This window comes from Mongoliimonas terrestris, assembly GCF_001927285.1.
In the GTDB taxonomy this organism is placed as follows: Bacteria; Pseudomonadota; Alphaproteobacteria; order Rhizobiales; family Pleomorphomonadaceae; genus Chthonobacter; species Chthonobacter terrestris.
On the sequence record NZ_MSIG01000011.1, the window covers coordinates 91,555 to 114,304 of the forward strand.

The 22,750-nt window shown below is 70.2% G+C and carries 23 protein-coding genes and 1 riboswitch; of the genes, 13 read left to right on the plus strand and 10 right to left on the minus strand.

The window, feature by feature from the left end:
• Nucleotides 1–4: 4 nt before the first annotated feature.
• Together thrC and BUQ68_RS16045 are read right to left on the minus strand one after the other, a co-directional pair.
• On the minus strand, nt 5–1,417 hold the full coding sequence (thrC, locus tag BUQ68_RS16040; protein ID WP_075217009.1) for a threonine synthase: 1,413 nt from the start codon (nt 1,415–1,417) through the stop codon (nt 5–7).
• Nucleotides 1,418–1,620: 203 nt separating this feature from the next.
• The gene (locus BUQ68_RS16045) at nt 1,621–2,211 is read right to left on the minus strand and encodes a YqgE/AlgH family protein (RefSeq protein ID WP_075217010.1); all 591 of its coding nucleotides are present in this window, start codon (nt 2,209–2,211) and stop codon (nt 1,621–1,623) included.
• Between the two features lie 168 nt (nt 2,212–2,379).
• On the opposite strand from BUQ68_RS16045, the gene BUQ68_RS16050 reads away from it, so the two are divergent.
• Together BUQ68_RS16050 and BUQ68_RS16055 are read left to right on the plus strand one after the other, a co-directional pair.
• Nucleotides 2,380–3,204: a protein-disulfide reductase DsbD domain-containing protein gene (locus tag BUQ68_RS16050; protein WP_245293286.1), complete on the plus strand. Its 825-nt coding sequence runs from the start codon at nt 2,380–2,382 to the stop codon at nt 3,202–3,204.
• Between the two features lie 98 nt (nt 3,205–3,302).
• Entirely contained in the window at nt 3,303–3,788 is a 486-nt protein-coding gene (locus tag BUQ68_RS16055) for a peroxiredoxin (RefSeq protein ID WP_075217012.1), read from the plus strand.
• 81 nt (nt 3,789–3,869) lie between these two features.
• Here the strand turns inward: BUQ68_RS16055 and BUQ68_RS16060 are convergent, their stop codons facing one another.
• From BUQ68_RS16060 to ispH, 4 genes are all read right to left on the minus strand, one after another.
• The gene (locus BUQ68_RS16060; protein WP_075217013.1) at nt 3,870–4,805 is read right to left on the minus strand and encodes a diacylglycerol/lipid kinase family protein; all 936 of its coding nucleotides are present in this window, start codon (nt 4,803–4,805) and stop codon (nt 3,870–3,872) included.
• Nucleotides 4,806–4,857: 52 nt separating this feature from the next.
• The gene (gene rnhA, locus BUQ68_RS16065) at nt 4,858–5,337 is read right to left on the minus strand and encodes a ribonuclease HI (RefSeq protein WP_075217014.1); all 480 of its coding nucleotides are present in this window, start codon (nt 5,335–5,337) and stop codon (nt 4,858–4,860) included.
• Nucleotides 5,337–6,314 carry a homoserine kinase gene (locus BUQ68_RS16070; protein ID WP_075217015.1) on the minus strand — a complete coding sequence of 326 codons (978 nt, stop codon included), beginning with the start codon at nt 6,312–6,314 and terminating at the stop codon, nt 5,337–5,339. Before BUQ68_RS16070 ends, rnhA begins: the two co-directional genes overlap by 1 nt.
• A gap of 68 nt (nt 6,315–6,382) precedes the next feature.
• On the minus strand, nt 6,383–7,393 hold the full coding sequence (gene ispH, locus BUQ68_RS16075; RefSeq protein WP_075217081.1) for a 4-hydroxy-3-methylbut-2-enyl diphosphate reductase: 1,011 nt from the start codon (nt 7,391–7,393) through the stop codon (nt 6,383–6,385).
• A 138-nt stretch (nt 7,394–7,531) separates the two neighbouring features.
• Between ispH and BUQ68_RS16080 the strand changes: the two genes are divergently transcribed.
• The 8 genes from BUQ68_RS16080 to BUQ68_RS16115 all read left to right on the plus strand — a co-directional run bounded on the left by BUQ68_RS16080 (nt 7,532) and on the right by BUQ68_RS16115 (nt 15,495).
• Nucleotides 7,532–8,110: a hypothetical protein gene (locus BUQ68_RS16080; protein ID WP_075217016.1), complete on the plus strand. Its 579-nt coding sequence runs from the start codon at nt 7,532–7,534 to the stop codon at nt 8,108–8,110.
• 318 nt (nt 8,111–8,428) lie between these two features.
• A riboswitch (glycine riboswitch) is annotated at nt 8,429–8,528 on the plus strand.
• Nucleotides 8,529–8,704: 176 nt separating this feature from the next.
• A complete protein-coding gene (gene gcvT / locus BUQ68_RS16085) occupies nt 8,705–9,862 on the plus strand; it encodes a glycine cleavage system aminomethyltransferase GcvT (protein WP_075217017.1) in 1,158 nt (385 codons plus the stop codon).
• A 110-nt stretch (nt 9,863–9,972) separates the two neighbouring features.
• Nucleotides 9,973–10,344, plus strand: a complete 372-nt coding sequence (gcvH, locus tag BUQ68_RS16090) for a glycine cleavage system protein GcvH (RefSeq protein WP_075217018.1) — start codon at nt 9,973–9,975, stop codon at nt 10,342–10,344.
• A 42-nt stretch (nt 10,345–10,386) separates the two neighbouring features.
• Nucleotides 10,387–11,730: an aminomethyl-transferring glycine dehydrogenase subunit GcvPA gene (gcvPA, locus tag BUQ68_RS16095; RefSeq protein ID WP_075217019.1), complete on the plus strand. Its 1,344-nt coding sequence runs from the start codon at nt 10,387–10,389 to the stop codon at nt 11,728–11,730.
• A 5-nt stretch (nt 11,731–11,735) separates the two neighbouring features.
• A complete protein-coding gene (gene gcvPB, locus BUQ68_RS16100) occupies nt 11,736–13,313 on the plus strand; it encodes an aminomethyl-transferring glycine dehydrogenase subunit GcvPB (protein WP_245293287.1) in 1,578 nt (525 codons plus the stop codon).
• A 119-nt stretch (nt 13,314–13,432) separates the two neighbouring features.
• A complete protein-coding gene (gene fliK / locus BUQ68_RS16105) occupies nt 13,433–14,524 on the plus strand; it encodes a flagellar hook-length control protein FliK (protein ID WP_075217021.1) in 1,092 nt (363 codons plus the stop codon).
• Nucleotides 14,521–14,817, plus strand: coding sequence for an EscU/YscU/HrcU family type III secretion system export apparatus switch protein (locus tag BUQ68_RS16110; RefSeq protein WP_075217022.1), 297 nt, complete (start codon nt 14,521–14,523; stop codon nt 14,815–14,817). The genes fliK and BUQ68_RS16110 overlap by 4 nt, the downstream gene beginning before the upstream one ends.
• A 99-nt stretch (nt 14,818–14,916) precedes the next feature.
• Entirely contained in the window at nt 14,917–15,495 is a 579-nt protein-coding gene (locus BUQ68_RS16115; protein ID WP_075217023.1) for a dioxygenase family protein, read from the plus strand.
• Between the two features lie 18 nt (nt 15,496–15,513).
• Here BUQ68_RS16115 and BUQ68_RS16120 read toward each other — a convergent pair whose 3' ends face one another.
• The 3 genes from BUQ68_RS16120 to BUQ68_RS16130 form a co-directional block, all read right to left on the minus strand.
• Nucleotides 15,514–16,191 carry an HAD family hydrolase gene (locus BUQ68_RS16120; RefSeq protein WP_075217024.1) on the minus strand — a complete coding sequence of 226 codons (678 nt, stop codon included), beginning with the start codon at nt 16,189–16,191 and terminating at the stop codon, nt 15,514–15,516.
• 243 nt (nt 16,192–16,434) lie between these two features.
• Nucleotides 16,435–16,881: a hypothetical protein gene (locus BUQ68_RS16125; protein ID WP_075217025.1), complete on the minus strand. Its 447-nt coding sequence runs from the start codon at nt 16,879–16,881 to the stop codon at nt 16,435–16,437.
• 135 nt (nt 16,882–17,016) lie between these two features.
• Entirely contained in the window at nt 17,017–18,165 is a 1,149-nt protein-coding gene (locus tag BUQ68_RS16130; protein ID WP_083656637.1) for a PA0069 family radical SAM protein, read from the minus strand.
• A gap of 164 nt (nt 18,166–18,329) precedes the next feature.
• On the opposite strand from BUQ68_RS16130, the gene BUQ68_RS16135 reads away from it, so the two are divergent.
• Nucleotides 18,330–19,031 (plus strand): glycosyltransferase, encoded by a 702-nt coding sequence (locus BUQ68_RS16135; RefSeq protein WP_075217026.1) that lies wholly within the window; start codon nt 18,330–18,332, stop codon nt 19,029–19,031.
• A 22-nt stretch (nt 19,032–19,053) separates the two neighbouring features.
• Here BUQ68_RS16135 and moaB read toward each other — a convergent pair whose 3' ends face one another.
• A complete protein-coding gene (gene moaB, locus BUQ68_RS16140) occupies nt 19,054–19,626 on the minus strand; it encodes a molybdenum cofactor biosynthesis protein B (RefSeq protein ID WP_075217027.1) in 573 nt (190 codons plus the stop codon).
• Between the two features lie 83 nt (nt 19,627–19,709).
• On the opposite strand from moaB, the gene BUQ68_RS16145 reads away from it, so the two are divergent.
• Together BUQ68_RS16145 and BUQ68_RS16150 are read left to right on the plus strand one after the other, a co-directional pair.
• On the plus strand, nt 19,710–20,351 hold the full coding sequence (locus tag BUQ68_RS16145) for a ceramidase domain-containing protein (RefSeq protein WP_075217028.1): 642 nt from the start codon (nt 19,710–19,712) through the stop codon (nt 20,349–20,351).
• Nucleotides 20,352–20,459: 108 nt separating this feature from the next.
• Nucleotides 20,460–22,748, plus strand: coding sequence for an NADP-dependent malic enzyme (locus BUQ68_RS16150; RefSeq protein WP_075217029.1), 2,289 nt, complete (start codon nt 20,460–20,462; stop codon nt 22,746–22,748).
• Nucleotides 22,749–22,750 lie beyond the last annotated feature (2 nt).

Below are 22,750 nucleotides of genomic sequence, written 5' to 3' on the forward strand. Positions count from 1 at the left end.
CGCCTCAAACCTCCACGGTCACCGCTCTCGCCCGGTCGAGCATGAAGGCTTCCACCGCTTCCAGGCTGTTGGCGACGACGCTCTGCCGCTCAGGACGGCCCATCAGATCGCCGAGCCAGGTCGGCAGGGCGGGGTAGATATCGCTCGCCGTCACCACGGCATCCGGGAACTTGGCCGGATGGGCGGTGGCGAGCGTCACCATCGGAACGCGCGGGTCCATCACGCTCTCCGCCACGGCGATGCCGGTGGCGGTGTGCGGGTCGACGAGCATGCCGGCCTCCCGGTGGACGCGGCGGATGGTGGCGGCGGTCGAAGCCTCGTCCGCCCGGTCGGCCGCAAAGCCGGACCGGATGGCCCCGAGCGCCGCCTCCGGCACCGTGAAGGCGCCCGACTGCTGCAGCTGGTCCATCATCCGCTTCACGCCGTCGCCGTCCCGGCCCGTGGTCTCGAACAGCAGCCGCTCGAAGTTGGACGACACCTGAATGTCCATGGACGGCGAGATCGTCGGGTGCACGCCGCGTACCTCGTAGCGGCCGGTTTCGACCGTGCGAGCGAGGATGTCGTTGGAGTTGGTGGCGATCACCAGCCGTTCGATCGGCAGGCCCATGCGCCGGGCTACGTAGCCGGCGAAGATGTCGCCGAAATTGCCCGTCGGCACGGTGAAGGACACCGGCCGGTGCGGCGCGCCGAGCGCGGTCGCGGCCACGAAGTAGTAGACCACCTGGGCGACGATCCGGCCCCAGTTGATCGAGTTGACGCCGGACAGGCGGACGCGGTCGCGGAAGGCGAAGTGGTTGAACATCCCCTTCACGATCGCCTGGGCATCGTCGAACGTGCCCTCCAGCGCGATGGCGTGCACGTTGTCGTCGGCGACGGTGGTCATCTGCCGGCGCTGCACCGCCGACACCCGGCCGTGCGGGAAGAGGATGAAGATGTCCGTGTTCTGCCGCCCGCGAAAGGCCTCGATGGCCGCGCCGCCGGTGTCGCCGGAGGTGGCGCCCACGATGGTCGCCCGGTCGCCGCGCCGGCCGAGCACGTGGTCCATCAGCCGTGCGAGAAGCTGCATGGCGACGTCCTTGAAGGCGAGCGTCGGCCCGTGGAAGAGCTCCAGCACGAAATGGCCGGGCGCCAGCTGCACCAGCGGCGTCACCGCCGGATGACGGAACACGGCGGGCGCATAGCTCTCCGCCAGCATGCGCTTCAGGTCGCTGTCGGAAATGTCTCCGTCGACGAAAGGCGCGATCACCTCGAAGGCCACGTCCGCGTAGGGACGGCCGGCAAGGCCCGCGATCGTCGTGGCGGAAAGGGTCGGCCAGCGTTCGGGCACGTAGAGGCCGCCGTCACGGGCGAGACCGGCAAGGACGACGTCTGAGAAGGAGAGGGCGGGCGCGGTGCCGCGGGTGCTCACATACTTCACGAGGGGGGCGAATCCCGATGCTGCGGTTGATGGATACCCCGGCGATGTCCTCCCACGCCGGCGTCGATCTCCTCGATCCACGACCCTAGACGCCCGAACTGGGCTCTGCAAGACGAGCGAGGCGACATGGGAGTCGTCAGACCGGACGGCGGACCCGTCACATCCCACGGGCGGGCAGGTGGATGTCGCCGACAACGTGTCGGTCAGGCGTGGCCGAGTTCGCTGGAGAGGAGAGCCGGGTCGATGCCGAGGCTGGCGAGGGCCAGGGTGTAGCGGTCGTCGAGGTCCGCCTCGAAGATGATCGCCGGGTCGGCGTCGCAGGTCAGCCAGCCGTTGTTCTGGATCTCGGTCTCCAACTGGCCCGGCGCCCAGCCGGCATAGCCGAGCGCCAGCAGCGCCTGGTCGGGGCCGCGGCCCTCGGCGATCGCCTTCAGGATTTCCAGGGTGGCGGTCAGGGAGACGGACTCGTTGATCGGAAGAGTGGAGTTCTCCAGGTGATAGTCGGACGAATGGAGCACGAAGCCGCGCCCCGTCTCCACCGGGCCGCCCCGGTGCACCCGCATGCCGCCGGCGGTCGCGGGCAGCCGGATGGCGTCGCCCTCCGGGATGATCTCCAACTGCACCAAAAGGTCGCGGAAGGAGAGATGCGCCATCGGCTTGTTGATGATGAGCCCCATGGCGCCTTCGGCCGAGTGGGCGCAAAGATATACGACCGTTCGCGCGAAGGAGCTTTCTTCCACCCCCGGCATAGCGATCAGGAATTGGCCGTCCAGATAGGTTTCCTGCTGTGCCATAGGGCGTACGCCGCTCCTTTCGAGGTCGGCGGGAGGCTTCCCACCGCCGCGAACAGTGATCGAGGGGATGAATCGTCCTCAATCGTCACGACATTATGACGGCCGAAAAACGGGATTCAAGCTTATACCCCTGTGCCTCATGTTGTGGAAACCACGGCGATCTTGAAGATGCTTTCGGAAATTTTTCAGCCTCTCCGAGGCCTGGCGGCCGCCGCGACCGTCTTCGCCGTTCCGGCCTCGGCTGGCCAGCCGGTCATCGAGCCGCCGCAGACCGTGCTTTTCACGGCGGGCGGTCCGCCGGAGGGTGAGGTCTACCGGGCCGGCATCGGCATTCATCTGGCGGACGGCTGGCACACCTACTGGCGCCATCCGGGCGACGCCGGGATCGCGCCGACGCTGACGACCGAAGGCAGCCAAAACCTCAAGGCGGTGCAACTGGTCTTCCCGGCGCCGGAGCGGTGGTCGGACGGCTACAGCACCTCGATCGTCTACCATGGGGACGTGCTGTTGCCGCTGATGGTCCATGCGGCGGATCCGAGCCAGCCGGTGGTCCTCGACCTGCAGCTCACCTTCGGCTTCTGCCGCGAGATCTGCGTGCCCGGTGAGGCGACCTTCTCGGCGACGCTCAGCCCGGACGACGGGGCGCGTCCATCCGCCGCCGAACGGATCGCGGACGCCCTCGACCGGGTGCCGGTCGCCGAAACCGACGGCGCCCTGCCGGCGGTGATCGCCGTGGAGCCGGACGGGCCGGAGGCGGTGCGCATCAGGGTGAGGACCGCCCCCGGCGCTGCCGCGGAAACCGATCTCTTCGTGGAGCCGCCGGACGGCTGGTACATCGGCCAGCCGCAACCGGTCGGCGTGGAAACAGACGTGGCGGTGTTCCACCTCTCCCTCAACGGGCGACCAAAGGCCGCGACGGTCAGCGGGACGCCGATGCGCTTCACGGTGGCGACACCGGACGGCGGTATCGAGGCCGTGCGCGCCCTTCCCTGAACGGGCCGCCTACGCTATTCCACGGATGCGCCGGCCGCCGCCGCGGCTTCCGCCGCCCGGCGCGATCCGGCCCCGAACCCGAAGAGGACTGAAGAGCCATGACGATTGCTGTCGGCGACAAGCTGCCGGACGTGAAGCTGAAGGTCGTCACCCCGGACGCGGCGGTCGAGCAGACCACCGACGAGCTCTTTTCCGGCAAGAAGGTGGTGCTGTTCGCGGTGCCGGGTGCCTTCACCCCCACCTGCACCATGAACCACCTGCCGGGCTTCATCGAGAACGCCGACGCCATCAAGGCCAAGGGCGTGGACGACATCATCTGCGTGTCGGTGAACGACGCCTTCGTCATGAAGGCCTGGGCCCAGCATGCCGGCGGCATGGACAAGGTGACCTTCGCGGCCGACGGCTCGGCGGTCTTCACCAAGGCCCTCGGCCTCGACCTCGACCTGACCGGCGGCGGCCTCGGCATCCGCTCCAAGCGCTACGCCGCCATCGTGGAGGACGGCATCCTCAAGTCCCTCGACATCGAGGAGAGCCCGGGCCAGGCAACCGTCTCCGGTGCCGCCGCGGTCATCGAGAAGCTCTGACCCCGTCCCCGGCGCCGCCGGGCGGTTCCGCCTTTGGCGACCCGCTCGCCGGCGCTGGCCAGGCCCTCAGCCCCACGGCTCTCAGGCGCCTGTCACCACGGCCAGCACCCGCGGTTCGGCGGTGATCAGGCCGTCGGTCGGCTCCAGCTTGTCGCCGTCGATCTGCAGCTTCACCCCCACGCCGCCGAGGCGGGCGGAGATCACGGCCTCGTCGGTCACCGCCGGATGGCTGCCGAGGCGGCCGCGGGCAAGCGCCAGCGCGGCGCCCGCCAGGGTGCCCGGCTTGTCGTTGGAAAGCGTGATCAGCCTGAGCCCGGGCCGTGTCACATGGGTCTGGCGCGTGATGGCGAGCGGGCCGCCGTAGAAGCCGGCGGTGGTCACCACGGCCAGCCGACACACCCGCGTCACCCCGTCCGCCTCCACCACCACGTCGCGCCCCTGCGCGGCAAGGGCAAGCCGAACGGCCGCCGCCGCATAGGCGAGCTTGCCCCAGCGGCGCTTCACCGCCGGCTCCACCGCGTGCACCACGTCGCCGTCGAAGCCGGCCGACACCATCAGGATGAACGGCCGGTCGCCGATCCGCCCGAGGTGCAGCGGCTTCAGGCGCCGGGCGACGGTGGCTTCCGCCATGGCCTCCGGGCGGAAGGGCAGGGCGAGTTCGTGCGCGAGCACGTTGGCTGTGCCGAACGGCAGCACGCCGAGCGCCGGCGGCGGCGCGGCCCGGCGGAGAAGCCCCGTGACCGCCTCGTTGATCGACCCGTCGCCGCCGCCGACCACCAGGGTGTCCACTGTCGGGTCCAGCGCTTCGGCGATCTCGGTGAGGTTGCCGGCATAGCGGGTCAGCCAGACGGTGACGCGCACGCCGAGCTTGTCGAGCCGCGCGGCGTAGCGGTCGAGCGCCCGGTAGCGGAAGCCGCCGGCGATCGGGTTGGCAACCACCAGCACCCGGCGGGTGACCGGCGCGACGGCGGCCAGCGGATCGTCGAGGACGGCCGGCGAGACGAAGGACTGGTTCAAGAGAAAGCTCCCGCTCGGATCGCGACCATGCCGATCCCGACCATGCGGGACGTCACGATCCGGTGCCGCGCCGCGCGCCCTTCAGGTAGGGCGCCATGCCGGCCCGGGCGAGGGCGTCGGCCCGTTCGTTCATGTCGTGGCCCGCGTGACCCTTCACCCAGTGCCAGGTGACCTCGTGGTTGAGGCGCGCCGCCTCCAGCCGCTGCCAGAGGTCGGCGTTCTTCACGGGCTTCTTGTCGGCGGTCTTCCAGCCGTTGCGCTTCCAGCCGTGGATCCAGCCGGTGATGCCACCCTTCACATACTGGCTGTCGGTCCACAGATCGACCAGGCAGCGCTTCTTCAGCGCCTCCAGCGCCGAGCAGGCGGCGATCAGCTCCATGCGGTTGTTGGTGGTGTCCGGCTCGCCGCCGCAGAGTTCCTTTTCCCGATCGCCCCACTGCAGGATCGCTCCCCACCCGCCCGGTCCCGGATTTCCCGAGCAGGCGCCATCGGTGTAGACGGTCACGCGCGGGACGGCAGCCTCATCGGTCATCAGGCGACACCTTCGGCCTCGAGGCCATAGTCGGCGGCGGATGCGACAGCGCGATGAAAGCGCGTCTTCCGCAGGTATTCGATCGGATCCTTCTTCTTGACGAGGGCGCCGGCCGGCGTGGTCAGCCAGTCGTAGAGCCGGGTCAGGAAAAAGCGCATGGCGGCGCCGCGCGCCAGCATCGGCAAGGCGGCGACCTCGGCCTTGGTGAACGGCCGCACCTCCGCGTAGGCGGCCAGGAAGGCACGCGCCTTGGTGGCATTCAGCTCGTGGTTCGGCTCGAAACACCAGGCGTTGAGGCAGATGGCGACGTCATAGGCGAGCGAATCGGTGCACGCGAAATAGAAGTCGATGAGGCCGGAGAGCTCGTCGCGCAGGAAGAACACGTTGTCGACGAAGAGGTCGGCGTGGATCACGCCCGTCGGCAGGCCTGACGGCCAACCGGCCTCCAGCGCCCGGAGATCGCCGTCGATCTCGTCCGCGAGCCCCGGCACGACCTCGTCCGCCCGGGCGCGGCTCTGGTCGAACAGCGGGCGCCAGCTCGCCACCGACAGCGCGTTCGGCCGCACCATCTTGTAGTCGCGGCCGGCAAGGTGCAGCCGCGCGAGGGCGGTGCCGAGCTGCCGGCAGTGTGTGACGGCGGGCCGCTTCACCCAGACCCCGTCGAGGAAGGTGACGATGCACGCCTTGCGACCGGCAAGGTCGCCGAGCGCCTCGCCGTTCCGCGCCTTCACCGGCAGCGGGCAGGTGATGCCGGCGCCGGCCAGGTGCTCCATCAGGCCGATGAAGAAGGGCAGGTCGGCCGGGTTCACCCGCTTCTCGTAGAGGGTGAGGATGAAGATCCCGGTCTCGGTGCGAAGGAGGAAGTTGGAGTTCTCCACTCCCTCGGCAATGCCTTTGCAGGAAACGAGACCGCCGATGTCGTAGCGGGCAAGGAAGGCGGCGAGTTCGTCGTCGGAGACCTCGGTGTAGACCGCCATGGTGGCGTCGCTCCCGGACAAGGTGCTTGAGGACATGGCGTGCCGGGAGAGGCCCGGCAATTCGGCGATCAGGCGGCGCCGGCCCGGAGGTCGCGCGGCAGGCTGAACGCGATGGTCTCGTCGGCGGTGCGCACCGTCTCCACCGTCACCGCGTAGCGCTCGGCGAAGGCGTCGATCACCTCCTCCACCAGCACCTCCGGCGCCGAGGCGCCCGCCGTGATGCCGACGGTGCGGACCTCACCGACGGCCGCCCAGTCGATCTCGGAGGCCCGCTGGATCAGGTAGGCCCGACTGCAGCCCTCCCGCGCCGCCACCTCGCGCAGGCGCTGCGAGTTGGACGAATTGGGCGCGCCGACGACGAAGAGCGCGTCCACCTTCGGCGCCACCGCCTTCACGGACTCCTGCCGGTTGGTGGTCGCGTAGCAGATGTCTTCCTTGTGGGGCGCCGTGATGGTCGGAAACCGTGCCGACAGCGCCTCCACGATGGCCCGGGTGTCGTCCACCGAGAGCGTCGTCTGAGTGGTGTAGGCGAGAGCGGTGCCCTCCGGAACCTCCAGCCGCGCGACGTCGTCCAGCGTCTCCACCAGCGTCACGGCGCCGTCGGGCAGCTGGCCCATGGTGCCGATCACCTCCGGATGGCCAGCGTGGCCGATCAGGATCACGTGGCGGCCGCGCTTGTGGTGGATCTCCGCCTCCCGGTGCACCTTGGTGACCAGCGGGCAGGTGGCGTCGAGCTGAAAGAAGCCGCGCAGGCGCGCCGCCGCCGGCACCGCCTTGGCCACCCCATGGGCGGAGAAGATGACCGGCTGGGTGGTGTCCGGGATCTCGTCCAACTCCTCCACGAACACGGCGCCCTTCCGGCGCAGCTCCTCCACCACATACTTGTTGTGGACGATCTCGTGGCGCACGTAGACCGGCGCGCCATAGCGGGCGAGCGCCAGGTCGACGATCTGGATCGCCCGGTCCACGCCGGCGCAGAAGCCGCGCGGGGCGCAGAGCAGAATGGATAGGGGCGGTCTCGTCACGGGCGGTCTCGGCTCGGCGTTCGGAACAGGCGGGGGAACGGGCGGGCGCGCCATCGGCACCACGCCCGGAATAGAAGTGGTGACGGATGGCCTGTCAAGCGACGGTCCATCATCGATTTTTCCGGCCGCTCGCGCCAGTCGCCTTCGACGGACGCGCATGCTATGGGAGGCGCCGACGGAGGTGACGGACGCATGAAATCGATCGGCGTGCTGATGAAGTGTGCGGCGCTGGCCGCGACCGTGGCGGTGCTCTCGGGCTGCTCGACCGCGAGCGACATGAGCCCCGGTGCGCTCCTGAGCGGCGGGCGCGATCCCGTCAAGGAACAGGAAGCCGCCGAGATCTTCCGCCCGGTCGAGGTCTGCCCGCAAGTCCAGGTCCGCGACGGCACCCAGATGATGCCGGTCTACGAACGCGGCCGCCAGGGTGACCCGGCGGGCCTGCGCTTCCAGGCGACCGTCGGCAAGTTCTCCCGCGACTGCCGCACCAGCGAGATCGGCACCACCGTGCGCGTCGGCGTCGCCGGCCGCCTGCTGGCGGGCCCGTCGGGCGCCACAGGCCGGGTCGACCTGCCCGTCCGCGTCGTGCTCGTGCGCAACGGCGACGAGGTGCTCTATTCGGAGCTCCACCTCATCCCCGCCGAAATCGCCCCCGGCACCGCCGCCACCAATTGGGCCAAGGTGGTCGACAACATCGTCGTCCCCCTCGGCACCGCCCAGTCCCGCTACGTGATCTACGTCGGCTTCGACGAGTCCGGCGCGAAAGGCACCTGAGCGGAGGGGAATGAAGGCGGTTTTGCAAGCTATGCGGTGATCCCCCGCCGACGGACCTCACGCCGCCACATCCGTCATGGTCCGCGAAGGCGGACCACCCACGCTCTTGTCGTGCAAACCCCTTGCGTTGATATGCGTGGCTGGTCCGCCCGCGCGGACCATGACGAACTTGGAGGACGGGGGAGGGCGCGCATCGCGGTCTTCATCTGCACCTCATCCGCTGTTCCCTTTTCCCCATCCATTCCTCGTCGTCCCGACAAATCATCGCCTGTTCCTATTGATCCATAGGCAAACTCACAGTATCTCTTGGTGGTCTCGTGTCGCCGCGCGGGAGAGACCGGTCGGGGGTTCGCCTCGGACCGGCGCCGAAGGAGCAACCGCCCCGGAAACTCTCAGGCAAAAGGACCGCTGCGGCGTGTGACGCTCTGGAAAGCAGCCGGACCGCGGGGACCCGTGGTCGGCTCACCGACGGAGTAACCGCGCGGCCAGGGCCCTCTCCGGGCCTGCCGCACGGGAAATCTCTCAGGTCATGCGACAGAGGGGGCGTGTCGGGGGTTGTCCTCCTGACGCCAACCCGACGTGGAGCACGACCCGATGAGCACGACGGCCCCCTCCGAGCCGACCCACGCCCAAGAGCCCCTGACCACCTCGCTGTTCGACGCCCACAAGGCGCTCGGCGCCCGCATGGTGCCCTTCGCGGGCTACCTCATGCCGGTGCAGTACGAGGGCATCCTCGCCGAACACCTGCACACGCGGTCGGCGGCCGGCCTGTTCGACGTGTCCCACATGGGTCAGGTCGTTCTCGCCGGCTCCGATCATGCCACCGTCGCCGACGCCCTTGAGGCACTGGTTCCGGCCGACATTCGCGACCTGAAGCACGGCGCCCAGCGTTACACCCAGCTTCTCGACACCGACGGCGGCATCCTGGACGATCTGATGGTCCACCGGCCCGCCGACCCGGCTCTGGACGGCACCTTGATGCTGGTGGTCAACGCCGCCAACAAGGCGGCCGACATCGCCCACATGAAGGCCCGGCTGCCCGAGGTCGTCCGCCTCACGCTGCAGGACGACCGGGCGCTGCTCGCCCTCCAGGGACCGGTCGCCGCGACCGTCCTTGCCCGCGCCGGCGCGGACGTCGCCGCCTGGCCCTTCATGACCGCCGGTCCCGTCACGGTGGCGGGCATCAGCGTTCATGCCAGCCGATCCGGCTACACCGGCGAGGACGGCTTCGAACTCTCCGTCGCCAACGATCAGGCCGCCGCGCTCTGGACCGCTCTCCTGGACGATCCCGACGTGAAGCCGATCGGCCTCGGCGCCCGCGACAGCCTGCGCCTGGAAGCCGGCCTCTGCCTCCACGGCCATGACATCGACACCGGCACCACGCCGGTCGAGGCGGGGCTCGCCTGGTCGATCCAGAAGCGGCGCCGGCAGGAGGGCGGCTTCCCCGGCCACCACGTCATCGCCGAGCAGATCGCCAACGGCCCGCCGCGTCGCCGCGTCGGCATCCGGCCGGAGGGGAGGGCGCCCGCCCGCGAAGGCGTCGAGATCCTCTCGCACGACGGACTGCCCATCGGCACGGTCACGTCCGGCGGCTTCGGCCCGACGGTGAACGGGCCGATCGCCATGGGCTATGTGGCCGCCCCGCACGCGGCGCCCGGCACCCGCATCGGCCTGATGGTGCGCGGCAAGCTGATGCCGGCGGAGGTGGTCGCGCTGCCCTTCGTGCCCGCCCGCTTCTATCGCGGCACGTGAATCGCATCCCGCAATGCGGCCGCAAGGCCGCGGGTGCGAGATCATAATCAATAATGAATTCTGAATACTACAACCGGAACCTGACTCTTCAGAGAAGGATGAAGTCCCCCATGGCGCGCCTCTACACCAAGGATCACGAGTGGATCGACGTCGCGGGTTCGATCGCGACCGTCGGCATCACCGACTACGCCCAGGCCCAGCTCGGCGACGTGGTGTTCGTCGAGCTGCCGGATGCCGGGCGCGCCGTCACCAAGGGTGGCGATGCCGCCGTGGTGGAGAGCGTGAAGGCGGCGAGCGACGTCTTCTCGCCAGTCGACGGCACGGTCACCGAGGCCAACCAGGCGCTCGCCGACACCCCCGCCCTCGTCAACGAAGCGCCGGAAGGCGATGGCTGGTTCTTCAAGGTGGAGCTCTCCGGTGACGCCGACCTCGCCGACCTGATGGATGCGGCCGCCTACAAGGCCTACACCGACGCGCTCTGAGCCGTCCCGGACCCCGCACCCGAACCCGAAGGACCGTCCCCCATGCGCTACCTTCCCCTCACCGACGAGGACCGGGCCGAGATGCTCGGCGCGGTCGGCGTCGGCGCCATCGACGCGCTGTTCGCCGACGTGCCGGCCGACAAGCGCCTCGCCGGCCTGCCCGCCCTGCCGCTGCACCAGTCCGAGATCGCCGTGGAGCGGCGTCTCGCCGCCATGGCGGCCCGGAACACGACCGCCGGAGCGGTGCCCTTCTTCGTGGGCGCCGGCGCCTATCGGCACCATGTGCCGGCGACCGTGGACCACCTCATCCAGCGCTCCGAGTTCCTCACCTCCTACACGCCCTATCAGCCGGAAGTGTCGCAAGGGACACTGCAAATCCTGTTCGAGTTCCAGTCGCAGGTGAGCCGGCTTACCGCCATGGACGTCGCCAACGCCTCCATGTACGACGGCTCCACCGGTGCCGCCGAGGCGGTCGCCATGGCCCACCGCATCACCCGGCGCGACAAGGCGGTGGTGTCCGGCGGCGTCCACCCGCACTATCGCGGCGTGATGCGCACGGTCTCCGAGATGGCCGGCGACCGCATCGACACCCTCGACCCGGACCCGGCCGGCATCGAGGACATCCTCGCCCGGATCGACGGCGAGACCTCCTGCGTGGTCGTCCAATCGCCCAGCTTCTACGGCCACCTGATCGACCTCCGACCGATCGCCGAGAAGGCCCACAGCGTCGGCGCGCTCCTCATCGCGGTGTTCACCGAAGTGGTCGCCCTCGGGGCCATCGAGCCGCCGGGCGCCCAGGGCGCCGACATCGTGGTTGGCGAGGGCCAGTCGCTCGGCAACCCGCTCACCTTCGGCGGCCCCTATGTGGGCCTCTTCGCCACGCGCGAGAAGTACGTCCGTCAGATGCCTGGCCGCCTCTGCGGCGAGACGGTGGACGCGGACGGCAAGCGCGGCTTCGTGCTGACGCTCTCCACCCGCGAGCAGCACATCCGCCGCGACAAGGCGACGTCGAACATCTGCACCAACGCGGGCCTCTGCGCCCTCGCCTTCACCATCCACATGACGCTTCTCGGCGAGGCAGGGCTCATGCGCCTCGCCCGGCTCAACCACGCCAACGCGGTGAAGCTCGCCGACGCGCTCGCCGCCGTGCCGGGCGTGACGGTGCTGAACGACACCTTCTTCAACGAATTCACGGTCCGCCTGCCGCGCAACGCCGCCGCGGTGGTCGAGACGCTCGCCGCACGTGGCATCCTCGCCGGCGTGCCGGCCTCGCGCCTGGAGCCCAAGCGCTCCGACCTCGACGACCTCCTGGTCGTCGCCTCCACCGAAATCAACACCGACGACGACCGTGCCGCCCTCGTCCAGGCGCTCAAGGAGGTGCTGTGATGGCCATGAACACGCAAGGACGCCCGACCACGCCCATCGCCGGGCCCGACACCGCCGCGCCCGAGACCTTCACCGGCAACCGCGGCCTCCACATCGAGGAGGCGCTGATCTTCGAGACCGGGCGGCGCGACGTCACCGGCGTCGACGTGGACGATCCGGGCCCCTTCACGCCGCGGCTCGGCGGCCACGCCCGCACCGCGCCGATCGGCCTGCCGGGCCTCACCGAGCCGGAGGCCATGCGCCACTATGTGCGCCTCTCCCGGCAGAACTACGCCATCGACCTCGGCCTCTACCCGCTCGGCTCGTGCACCATGAAGCACAACCCGCGCCTCAACGAGAAGCTCGCGCGCCTGCCGGGCTTTGCCGACGTCCACCCGCTGCAGCCGCTCTCCACGGTGCCGGGCGCCGTCGACCTCATTGCCGAACTCGGCCGCTGGCTCCTGGAGCTCACCGGCATGGCGTCCGTCGCCATGAGCCCGAAGGCGGGCGCCCACGGCGAGTACTGCGGCATGGCGGCCATCAAGGCGGCCATCGCGGCGCGCGGCGAGACCCGCTCCATCGTGCTCGTCCCGGAATCGGCCCACGGCACCAACCCGGCCACCGCCGCCGCTCTCGGCTTCAAGGTGGTGCCGGTGCCCGCCCGGGCGGACGGCACGGTGGATCCGGAGGCCGTGAAGGCGCGGCTCTCGCCCGAGGTCGCGGCCATCATGCTCACCAACCCGAACACCTGCGGGCTTTTCGAGCGCGACGTGGTGGCGATCGCCGAGGCGGTCCACGCGGCGGGCGCCTACTTCTACGCGGACGGCGCCAACTTCAACGCCATCGTCGGCAAGGTCCGCCCGGGCGACCTCGGCGTCGACGCCATGCACATCAACCTCCACAAGACCTTCTCCACCCCGCATGGCGGCGGCGGGCCGGGGGCCGGTCCGGTGGTGCTGTCGGAGAAGCTGGCGCCGTTCGCGCCGGTGCCTTTCGTGCGCTTCAATCCGGACGGCTCCGGCGAGTTCGTGGAGACGCGCCGTCAGGCCGGCGAAACCGCCACCCCGTTCGGCCGCATCACCGCCTTCCACGGCCAGATGGGCATGTTCGTGCGGGCGCTCGCCCACATGATGAGCCACGGCGCGGACGGACTGCGGCAGGCGTCGGAGGACGCGGTGCTGTCGGCCAACTACGTGAAGGCGCGGCTCGCCGACGTGATGACCGTCGCCTTCCCGGACCGGCCGGCCATGCACGAGGTGCTGTTCGACGACCGCTTCCTGGAAGGCACCGGCGTCACCACGCTCGATTTCGCCAAGGCGATGATCGACGAGGGCTACCACCCGATGACCATGTACTTCCCGCTGGTCGTCCATGGGGCCATGCTGATCGAGCCGACCGAGTCGGAATCGAAGGCGAGCCTCGACCAGTTCGTCGGCACGCTCCGGCATCTGGCCGAGAAGGCCAAGGCCGGCGGGGTGGCCGACTTCAAGGCTGCGCCGCGCCACGCCCCGCGCCGGCGCCTTGACGAGACCCGCGCCGCCCGCCAGCCGAAGCTCGTCTGGTCCGATCCTGCCGAGGAAACGCGGGCGGAAGCGGCCGAATAGGCTGCCCGCCGGAACCGATGGCCGGCGTCGGACCGGACAAGCCTCTGGTCCAGCCCGGCCGGCGGCGATAGGCTTTCCGGGAACGCGGCGCGAACCGCCGCGCGGTCCACGGAGGCGCCATGGCCATCGGCCCGGTCGGTCCCATCGTCGGCGACGTGCCCGTCGGTTCGACCGGCCATCCGCCGTCCCAGGCGCCCTTTCCGGAGGGCGCCGGCTCCCACGGCGCCGCCCTTCCAGGTGGCGCCGCCCCGGCCCTCTCGCCCGGCGCGACCGGCCCGGCAATGCCCCCGGCGAGCCCGCTGCAGGCGGCCCTTGATGCGGTGATCGCCCGCGCGCTCGCCCGGCAGGATGGTCTCGCGCCAGTGCTTGCCGCCGCCGGCCAGCTCGGCCAGTGGCCGCCGGGCGTGGTGCCGCCCGCCGTGAAGGCGGCACTCGACGCGCTTGGCGCCCTTGTCGTCCGCGACGGCGGCCCCCAGACGACCGCGCTCGTCGCCACCCTGGCGGCATCGGGCCTCCCGGCCGGCGGCCGGCCGGGCGATCTCGGCGCCGTGCTCGCCGCCCTCGTCGCCGCCCTCGACCGCTGGGTGGGCGCGCGCCGACCGGAGAGCCAGCCGCGGCCCGTCGGCGAGCGACCGGAGCCGCCGCGCCGGTCCGCGCCGCCCGTTGCCGAGCCCGCCCTGCTGTTCGCACCGCCGCGGGATGCCCCGAAGGCGATCGCGGCGCGCCTTCTCGACGGGGCCGAGCGGGCGATCGACCGGCTCGTCCTCCACCAGGCCGCTGCCGTGCCGGACGCGGCCGCCGATCCGGCCGCGCCGCCGGACCGCCAGGAGGTGATCAGCTTTCCGGTGCCGGTGGCCGGCCCCACCGGCCTTTCCGTCGCCTCCGTGCGCATCGAGCGCGACCCACCGGATCCGGACAGCGAAGCGCCGGGCGGTCGGGCGCTCCGTGTCGACATCGCCCTCGACGTGGACCCGCTCGGCCCCCTCCACGCCCGCCTGGCATTGGTCGGCGCGGACCGGGTGGCGGTCGGGCTCTGGTGCGACCGGCCGGACGCGGTGGCGGTGCTGGAAGCCGGCCTGCCGTCGCTGCGCGCGGGCCTTGCCGCCGCCGGCCTCGATCTGGCGGACGCCTCGGTGCACGCGGGCCGTCCGCCGGAGGCGCGGCCGCCGCTGACCGCGCCCGCCCACCATCGCCTGGACGTATCCCTATGAGCAACGCCGCCCCGCCGCCCGATCCGACCGGCCGGGTCGCCGTGGCCCTTCGCTACGACGCACCGAACGCCCCCTCCGTGGTGGCGAGCGGACGCGGCCACCTCGCCGCCGCCATCCTGGCCAAGGCCGAGGAGGCCGGCGTGCCGGTGGACGAGAACCCGGCGCTTGCCGAAGCGCTCGCGGCCCTGCCGGTCGGCGACGAGATCCCGGTGGAGCTCTACCGCGCGGTCGCCGCCGTCATCGGCTTCGTGCTCCAGACCGCGAAACAGGGCGACGGCGGCACCAAGCCGTGACGGCGCAAGGCCCGGCGCCCTTGCGCGCCCGGCGCCGGAGCGCCACCTCAACCCGAAGGGCAGCCGTCCGGCCCATGCATTCCGAAAGGGTTCCTGACCATGGCACCGATCTCCCGGCGCTCCTTCCTGGCCGGCTCGCTCGCCCTGCCGGCCGGGTTCGGGCTGATGCGCCCCGCGTCGGGGCAGGCGCTCGCCCCTACCCGCGCCTGCGGCCCCGCCACGGAGCGGCAGACGGAAGGGCCCTATTTCAAGCCGGACACGCCGTTGAAGCGCTCGTTGCTGCCGGCCGGCTATGGCGGGGCGGTGTTCCAACTGTCCGGCCTCGTCCTCGACACCGGCTGCCGCCCGGTGCCGGGCGCCCTGGTGGAGCTCTGGCACGCGGACGACCGGGGTGTCTACGACAACGCCGGCTATCGCGGTCGCGGCCACCAGTTCACCGACGATCGGGGCCGTTTCGACTTCGAGACCATGCTGCCGGGCCTCTACCCGGGCCGCACGCGCCACTTTCATCTGAAGGTGCAGGCGCCCGGCGGACCGGTGCTGACCACGCAGCTCTATTTTCCGAACGAGCGCGGCAACCGGCGCGACTTCCTCTACGATCCGTCGCTGGAGATGACGCTCGCGCCCGCCGGCACCGTGACCCGCGGCCACTTCGACTTTGTGGTGGCGACCGCCTGAAAACGCGGAGGAGCGGGGTCAGGCGTCGAGGCCGTTCCAGGCGCGGAAGGCCTCCACCACTGGACCGACTTCGCGCAGGCGTCGGACGATCGTCTCGGCGCCGGCGTCCATCAGCGCCTCGCCGTGGCCGGCCCAGGTGTGCAGGCCGCCGGTGAAGCCGATCACCCGCATGCCGGCCGCGACCGCGCCGGTGACGCCGGGCACGCTGTCCTCGATCACGACGACCTGGCGCGGTTCCACCTTGAAGGTCTCGGCGGCATGCAGGAATACGTCCGGCGCCGGCTTGCCGCGCTTCGACCCGATCTCGGGCGCCGAAAAGATGTAGGGCTTGAACCGGTCGTAGAGCCCCGCCGCCTGCAGCGACAGCTTCAGCCGCCGGGTGGACGAGTTGGAGCAGATGCAGCGCGGCCAGTCGAGCGCGTCCAGGAGATCGTGGATGCCGGCGATCGCCTTCACGGCCTTCAGCCGCGCGTCGATCTCGTCGTCCGCCCGATCCTTGAAGTCCTCCGGCAGCGACCGGCCGAGCTCCTCCTCGATGATGGCGACGATCTGCGGGCCGGTGAGGCCGACGAAGCGGCTGTTCATCTCGGCGGCCGTGATGTCGTAGCCGTATTCGCGCAGGATCTCGGAATTTACCTCGGCGGCGATGATTTCCGAATCGATCAGAACGCCGTCGCAGTCGAAGATGATGAGCATGGGGTCCGTCCGGGTGATGCCGCCCTTTCGGCGTTACAGGCCGGGCGTCTGTCGTTGGCGAAAGGAGAGCCGGCGCAGGCGCGCGAACCGGCTCGAAGCCCTTCGGTCGTTACCAGATAAGCACCCGTCGGGGAAAGGCCACCCGCACCCATCCGTCCGCACGGCTGATGTGCGCGGACGGCGGCCCTGCGGCCGGGCACGACCGGATCGGCCGTTTCCGCTGAAGCGAAATCCGCGAAGGGCTCAGGTCTTGCGGTTCTCCGGCATCGGCGGCGGATCCACGTCGTCGGGCGACGGCTGAGGGGTCAGCACCTCCACGGTGACGGTACCGATCTCGCCCTTGCCGTCGATCACGAAGCCGCCCGTCGCCACCATGCCGTCGGCGCGCCATTCCACCTCCGCGTGGCCGGTGCTGCCGTCGCTGCAGGCGAACCGATAGTCCGCGATGGTGCCCTCCAGCGCCGGGTCGTAGCCGCCCGCGCAGGTCAGGCCGTCGCCGGCGACGATGAAGTAGTGCGCGCCGTTCTCGATCCGCGATTCGCCGATCATCCGGCCGACCGGCCGTTCCACCTTGATGCTGGCGATCGCACGCGCCTCGCCGGCCGACGCCTCGCCCGCGCCGACGAGCGGAACGACGATCACGCCAGCCAGTGCGCCGAGCACCGCCGGAGCCAGGATGCAGAGCTTCATATGTCCCTCCCACAGTCGGCGCGCATCATGGCCAAGGATCGCGACGAAAGCACGGCGGGACCGATCCGGTCCGGGATCACCCGGACCACGCCGTCGGACTGAACGCGGCGGTCCGAAGAGGGCGGTCGCACCGCCTCAGAACAGGGAAAGCTGCACGCCGCCGTTCGTGGGCTTCTGGAAATGCTCGGTGGTCAGCTTGACCCGGTTCTTGTTGAGGCCGAGCCGCTTGGCGGCGAGCTCGAACCGCCGGCCGATTTGCCAGGCGTAAGGACCGGTGCCGCGCATGCGCTTGCCCCATTCCGCGTCGTAGTCCTTGCCGCCCCGCATGGAGCGGAGCACGTTCATCACATGCCGGTATCGGTCCGGGAATTCGCGGAGGAGGAAGTCGCGGAAGATCTCCGACACTTCCAGCGGCAGCCGCAGCAGCACGTAGCCCGCCTCCCTGGCCCCATAGGCCGCGGCGGCGTCGAGGATGCGCTCGATCTCCGTGTCGGTCACGCACGGCACGATCGGCGCCACCATCACGCCGGTCGGGATGCCCGCCTCGTTGAGCTGGCGGATCGTCTCCAGCCGCCGGTGCGGCGAGGCGGCGCGCGGCTCCATGGCCCGGGCGATCTTCCGGTCGAGCGTGGTCACCGAGATCGCCACCTTGGCGAGCCCCTTCGCGGCCATCGGCGCCAGGATGTCGATGTCGCGGGTGACAAGCGCCGACTTGGTGACGATGCCGACCGGGTGGTTGGTCTTGGCCAGCACCTCCAGGATGGCCCGGGTGATCCGGTGCTCCTTCTCCAACGGCTGGTAGGGGTCCGTGTTGGTGCCGATGGCGATCGTCTTCGGCACGTAGGACGGCGCGCCCAGTTCCCGCTCCAGCAGTTCGGCGGCGTTCGGCTTCACGAACAGCCGCGTCTCGAAGTCGAGGCCCGGCGACAGGCCCATGTAGGCGTGGCTCGGCCGCGCGAAGCAGTAGACGCAGCCGTGCTCGCAGCCCCGATAAGGGTTGATCGACCGGTCGAACGAGATGTCCGGGCTCTCGTTCCGTGTGATGATGGTCCGCGCCCGCTCCACCTGCACGGTGGTCTTCAGCGGAGGCAGGTCCTCCAGGCCGCCCCAACCGTCGTCGTAGGCGACGACGGTCTGCGGCTCGAACCGGCCGGCGGGGTTCACGCCGGCGCCGCGTCCGCGGCGACGGTCGGCGGCCACGGCCCGCGTCGCGAGGCCGTCGGCGTGCAGCGCTTCCGCTTCGGGAAGCCGTTCGACTGAGAGGGAGGCGGTTCGGCTGTTCATGCTTTGATCTTAGCGCAGCCGCAGAACAAGACAAGAACATTCGAGCGTCGGCATGCCGTCGTCCACCCGGACCGACCTGGCAGGACCCTCGCCATCGGCCGGCCCCCGCGATGCGGCGTCATCTTTCTCGCGCGAAACGGTGAAATTGTATAAAACGGAACGCGATGCTGACCGTGATCATCCCCACGCTGAACGACGAGGAGCGGCTGGCGCTCACCCTGGCGGCCCTCATCCCGGCCGCTGCGGAAGGCATGGTGCGCGAGGTCGTCATCGTCGACGGCGGCTCCACCGACGGCACCCGCCGGGTCGCCGACGCCGCAGGCTGCGTGATCGTGGAAGCCCACGGCCCTCTCGGCGCCCGCCTGAAGCGCGGCGGCGATGTGGCCTTCCGAGGCGACTGGCTGCTGTTTCTCCGCCCTGGCTCCGTGCTGGAGCATCGTTGGGAAACGGAAGTCGGCACCTTCATGGAGCGTGCCGCCCGGTCCGGCCGTGCCGACACGGTGGCGGCGGTGTTCAGCTACGCGGTCGACGAAGTCGGCCCCGGGGCGCGTCTACGCGAAAGCATCGTGCGGCTTCTGTCGGCGATCACCCGCATCCCCCATGCCGGCCAGGGCCTGATGCTGTCGAAGACCTTCTACCGGCGGCTCGGCGGCTACCACGCCCTCCCGGCCATGGAGGATGTGGATCTCCTCCGCCGGATCGGACGCTTCCGCCTCTATCGCCTGCGCAGCACCTCCGCGCAGTACACGCCGGCCGCCGACCTGCCGGAACGGGTACCGCTGGTTCGGCGCATCCGGCGGGGCCTCAGCCTCGCACTCGCCGCACTCGCCGTGCCGCCGCGCTACCTGGTGCGCCTGCACGGCTGACGACCGTTTCCGTGGGACGTCGTCAGACCGCCTTCGTCGGCGTGCCGGCGCCGCGGCGCAGGTGCTCGTCGAGCCGCGGCATGATCTCCACGAAGTTGCACGGCATGTGGCGGTAGTCGAGTTGCGCCTTCAGGATGCCGTCCCAGGCGTCCTTGCAGGCGCCGGGCGAGCCGGGCAGTACGAACACGTAGGTGGCGTTCATCACCCCGCCGGTGGCGCGCGACTGGATCGTGGATGTGCCGATCTTGTCGTAGGAGATCCGGTGGAAGACCGCCGAGAAGCCGTCCATCACCTTCTCGAACAGCGGCTCCAGCGCCTCCGGCGTCACGTCGCGGCCGGTGAAGCCGGTGCCGCCGGTGGTGATCACCACGTCCACCTCCGGATGCGCCGTGAACCGGCGGACCACGGCGCGGATAGCCTCCACGTCGTCGGGCACGATCTCCCGCCCGGCGAGCACGTGCCCAGCCTCGGCGATCCGCTCCACCAGGGTGCGGCCGGACTTGTCGTCCTCAAGCGTGCGGGTGTCCGATACGGTGACGACGGCGATCCGCACGGGAATGAAGGGGCGGCTGTCGTCGAGGCGCGAGAGTGTCATGGGGGTTCCTTCGAAGCGGTCTAGCGTCATTTTAGGGTGTCGTCGCCCGCATGGCCAACGATGACCGAACGTCGGGAGGACCCATGAACGCCTGGACCGAAGCCGTGGATGCCTATTGCGAGCGCACGGATCCGAGCTTCTGGGCCGAACCGCTGAACGCCGTCTCCAACCTGTCCTTCCTCATCGCCGCCCTTTACGGCGCCCTTCTTCTGCGGCGGGCCGGCACGCGCGACATCGGGCTTGCGGCCCTTTCCCTCACGGCGGCGACGGTCGGCGTCGGGTCCTTCCTCTTCCACACGGTGGCGACCCGCTGGGCGGCGCTCGCGGACGTCATCCCGATCGCGATCTTCATCGCCCTCGGCTTCGGCCTCGTTCTCCGCCGTCTCGTCGGCCTCGGGCCCTGGGTCGCCGTTGCCGCCACGGTGCTCTTCATGGCCGGATCCGGACCCGTCGGCGCCGCCTTCCAGCCGCTCGTCGGCTCCTCGTCCGGCTATATGCCGGCGCTCCTGGCGCTTCTCCTCATCGGCGGCTGGCTGATGGCGACCGGCGCTCCGAACGGCCGGTTCGTGTTCGCCGCTAGTGTCGTGTTCGCCGTGTCGCTCGCCTTCCGGATGGCGGATCTGCCCTTCTGCGAAGCCTTTCCGGCCGGCACCCACGTCGGCTGGCACCTTCTCAACGGCCTGGTGCTCGCGCTCGTCATCCGCGCCGTGGCCGTCCGGGGCTGACCGTCGCCGGTCCCTCACATTCAATCGATCAAGCTGTGGCCATCCACAGCTTGGGGAAAGCCGCACCCATGCTAGAACGAGACAAATCAACGCAGGGAGTGAGCGCTCATGTCCGAGAATCGTCTGGTCGGCCCGGAGCTTGAGGAAGCGGCGCTGTTCTTCCACAAGGAGCCGCGCCCCGGCAAGCTGGAGATCACTGCCACCAAGCCGCTCGGCAACCAGCGCGACCTTGCGCTCGCCTATTCGCCGGGCGTAGCCGCGCCCTGCCTCGCCATCGCGGCCGATCCCGCCAAGGCCGCCGACTACACCGCCCGCCAGAACCTCGTCGCTGTCGTCTCCAACGGCACCGCCGTGCTCGGCCTCGGCAACATCGGCCCGCTCGCCTCCAAGCCGGTGATGGAGGGCAAGGCCGTCCTCTTCAAGAAGTTCGCCGGCATCGACGTGTTCGACATCGAGATCGACGCCACGACCGTGGAGCGGGTGGTGGACGTGGTGTCGGCGCTCGAGCCCACCTTCGGCGGCATCAACCTGGAGGACATCAAGGCGCCGGAGTGCTTCGAGATCGAGGCAGCGCTCCGCGAGCGCATGAAGATCCCGGTCTTCCACGACGACCAGCACGGCACTGCCATCATCGTCACGGCGGCGGTGGTCAACGCCATGGAACTTGCCGGCAAGAACCTCGGCGCCATCAAGGTGGTGGCCTCCGGCGCGGGCGCGGCGGCGCTCGCCTGCCTCAACCTCCTCGTCTCCCTTGGCGTCTCGCGCGACAACATCTGGATCTCCGACCTGGAGGGCGTCGTCTACGAGGGCCGCGAGGCGCTGATGGACCGCTGGAAGGCGGTCTACGCCAAGCCCACCAACGCCCGCCACCTCGGCGACATCATCGAGGGCGCCGACGTCTTTCTCGGCCTCTCGGCGGCGGGGGTGCTGAAGCCCGACATGGTCGCCCGCATGGGCGAGAAGCCGCTGATCCTGGCGCTCGCCAACCCCAACCCGGAGATCACCCCGGAGGAGGCGCTCGCCGCCCGCCCGGACGCCATGATGTGCACCGGCCGATCGGACTATCCGAACCAGGTCAACAACGTCCTTTGCTTCCCCTACATCTTCCGCGGCGCCCTCGACGTCGGCGCGACCACCATCAACGAGGAGATGAAGGTGGCCGCTGTGAAGGCCATCGCCGGCCTTGCCAAGGAAGAGCCGTCCGACGTGGCGGCCCGTGCCTATGGCGGCGTGTCGGAGCTGTTCGGCCCGCGCTACCTGATCCCGTCGCCGTTCGACAATCGGCTGATTCTCAGGATCGCCCCGGCGGTCGCCCGCGCCGCCATGGAGAGCGGCGTCGCCACCCGGCCGATCACCGACTTTCCCGCCTACATGGACCGGCTGAACCGCTTCGTCTTCCGCTCTGGCCTGGTGATGAAGCCCATCATCGCGGCCGCAAAGGGCAGCCGGAAGCGCGTGATCTACGCCGACGGCGAGGACGAGCGGGTGCTCCGCGCCGCCCAGGTGGTAATCGAGGACGATCTGGCGGTGCCCATCCTGATCGGCCGGCCCCAGGTCATCACCGCGCGCTGCGAGCGATACGGCCTGAAGATCCGGCCGGGCCGCGACTTCGCCGTGGTGAACCCGGAGGACGATCCGCGCTACCGGGACTATGTGGACCTCTACTTCGACCTGGTCGGCCGGCGCGGCGTGACGCCCGATGCGGCACGCACCATCGTGCGCACCAACGCCACGGTCATCGGCGCCCTGGCGGTCAAGCGCGGCGATGCCGACGCGCTCCTCACCGGCCTTGAAGGCCGCTTCGTGAAGCAGCTGCGCGACCTTCGCAACATCATCGGTCTGAGGACCGACATCCACGACTTTTCGGCCCTGTCGCTCCTCATCTCCAACCGTGGACCCATCTTCCTCACCGACACCTACGTGTCGGAGGATCCCTCGCCCGCGGAAATCGCCGAGATGACGCGCCTCGCCGCCGCCGAGATCCGCCGTTTCGGCATCACGCCCCGAGCGGCGCTCCTGTCGCACTCCAACTTCGGATCCGCCGACAGCGCGTCCGCGCGGAAGATGCAGGTGGCCCTCTCCATCCTCCGCCGCACCGCGCCGGACCTTGAGGTGGACGGCGAAATGCACGGCGACGCTGCGCTCTCGCCCCAGGTGCGTCAGCGGGTGATGCCCACGTCGACCCTCACCGGCGAGGCCAATCTCCTGGTCTTCCCCACCCTCGACGCCGCCAACATCGCCCTCGACCTGATGAAGGTCACCGCCGACGCCCTTCACGTCGGCCCCATCCTCCTCGGCCCGGCCAGCCCCGTCCACGTGCTCACCCCGTCGGTCACCTCCCGCGGCATCGTCAACATGACGGCTTTCGCGGCAGTCTGCGCCAACCACGAGGATTGAGG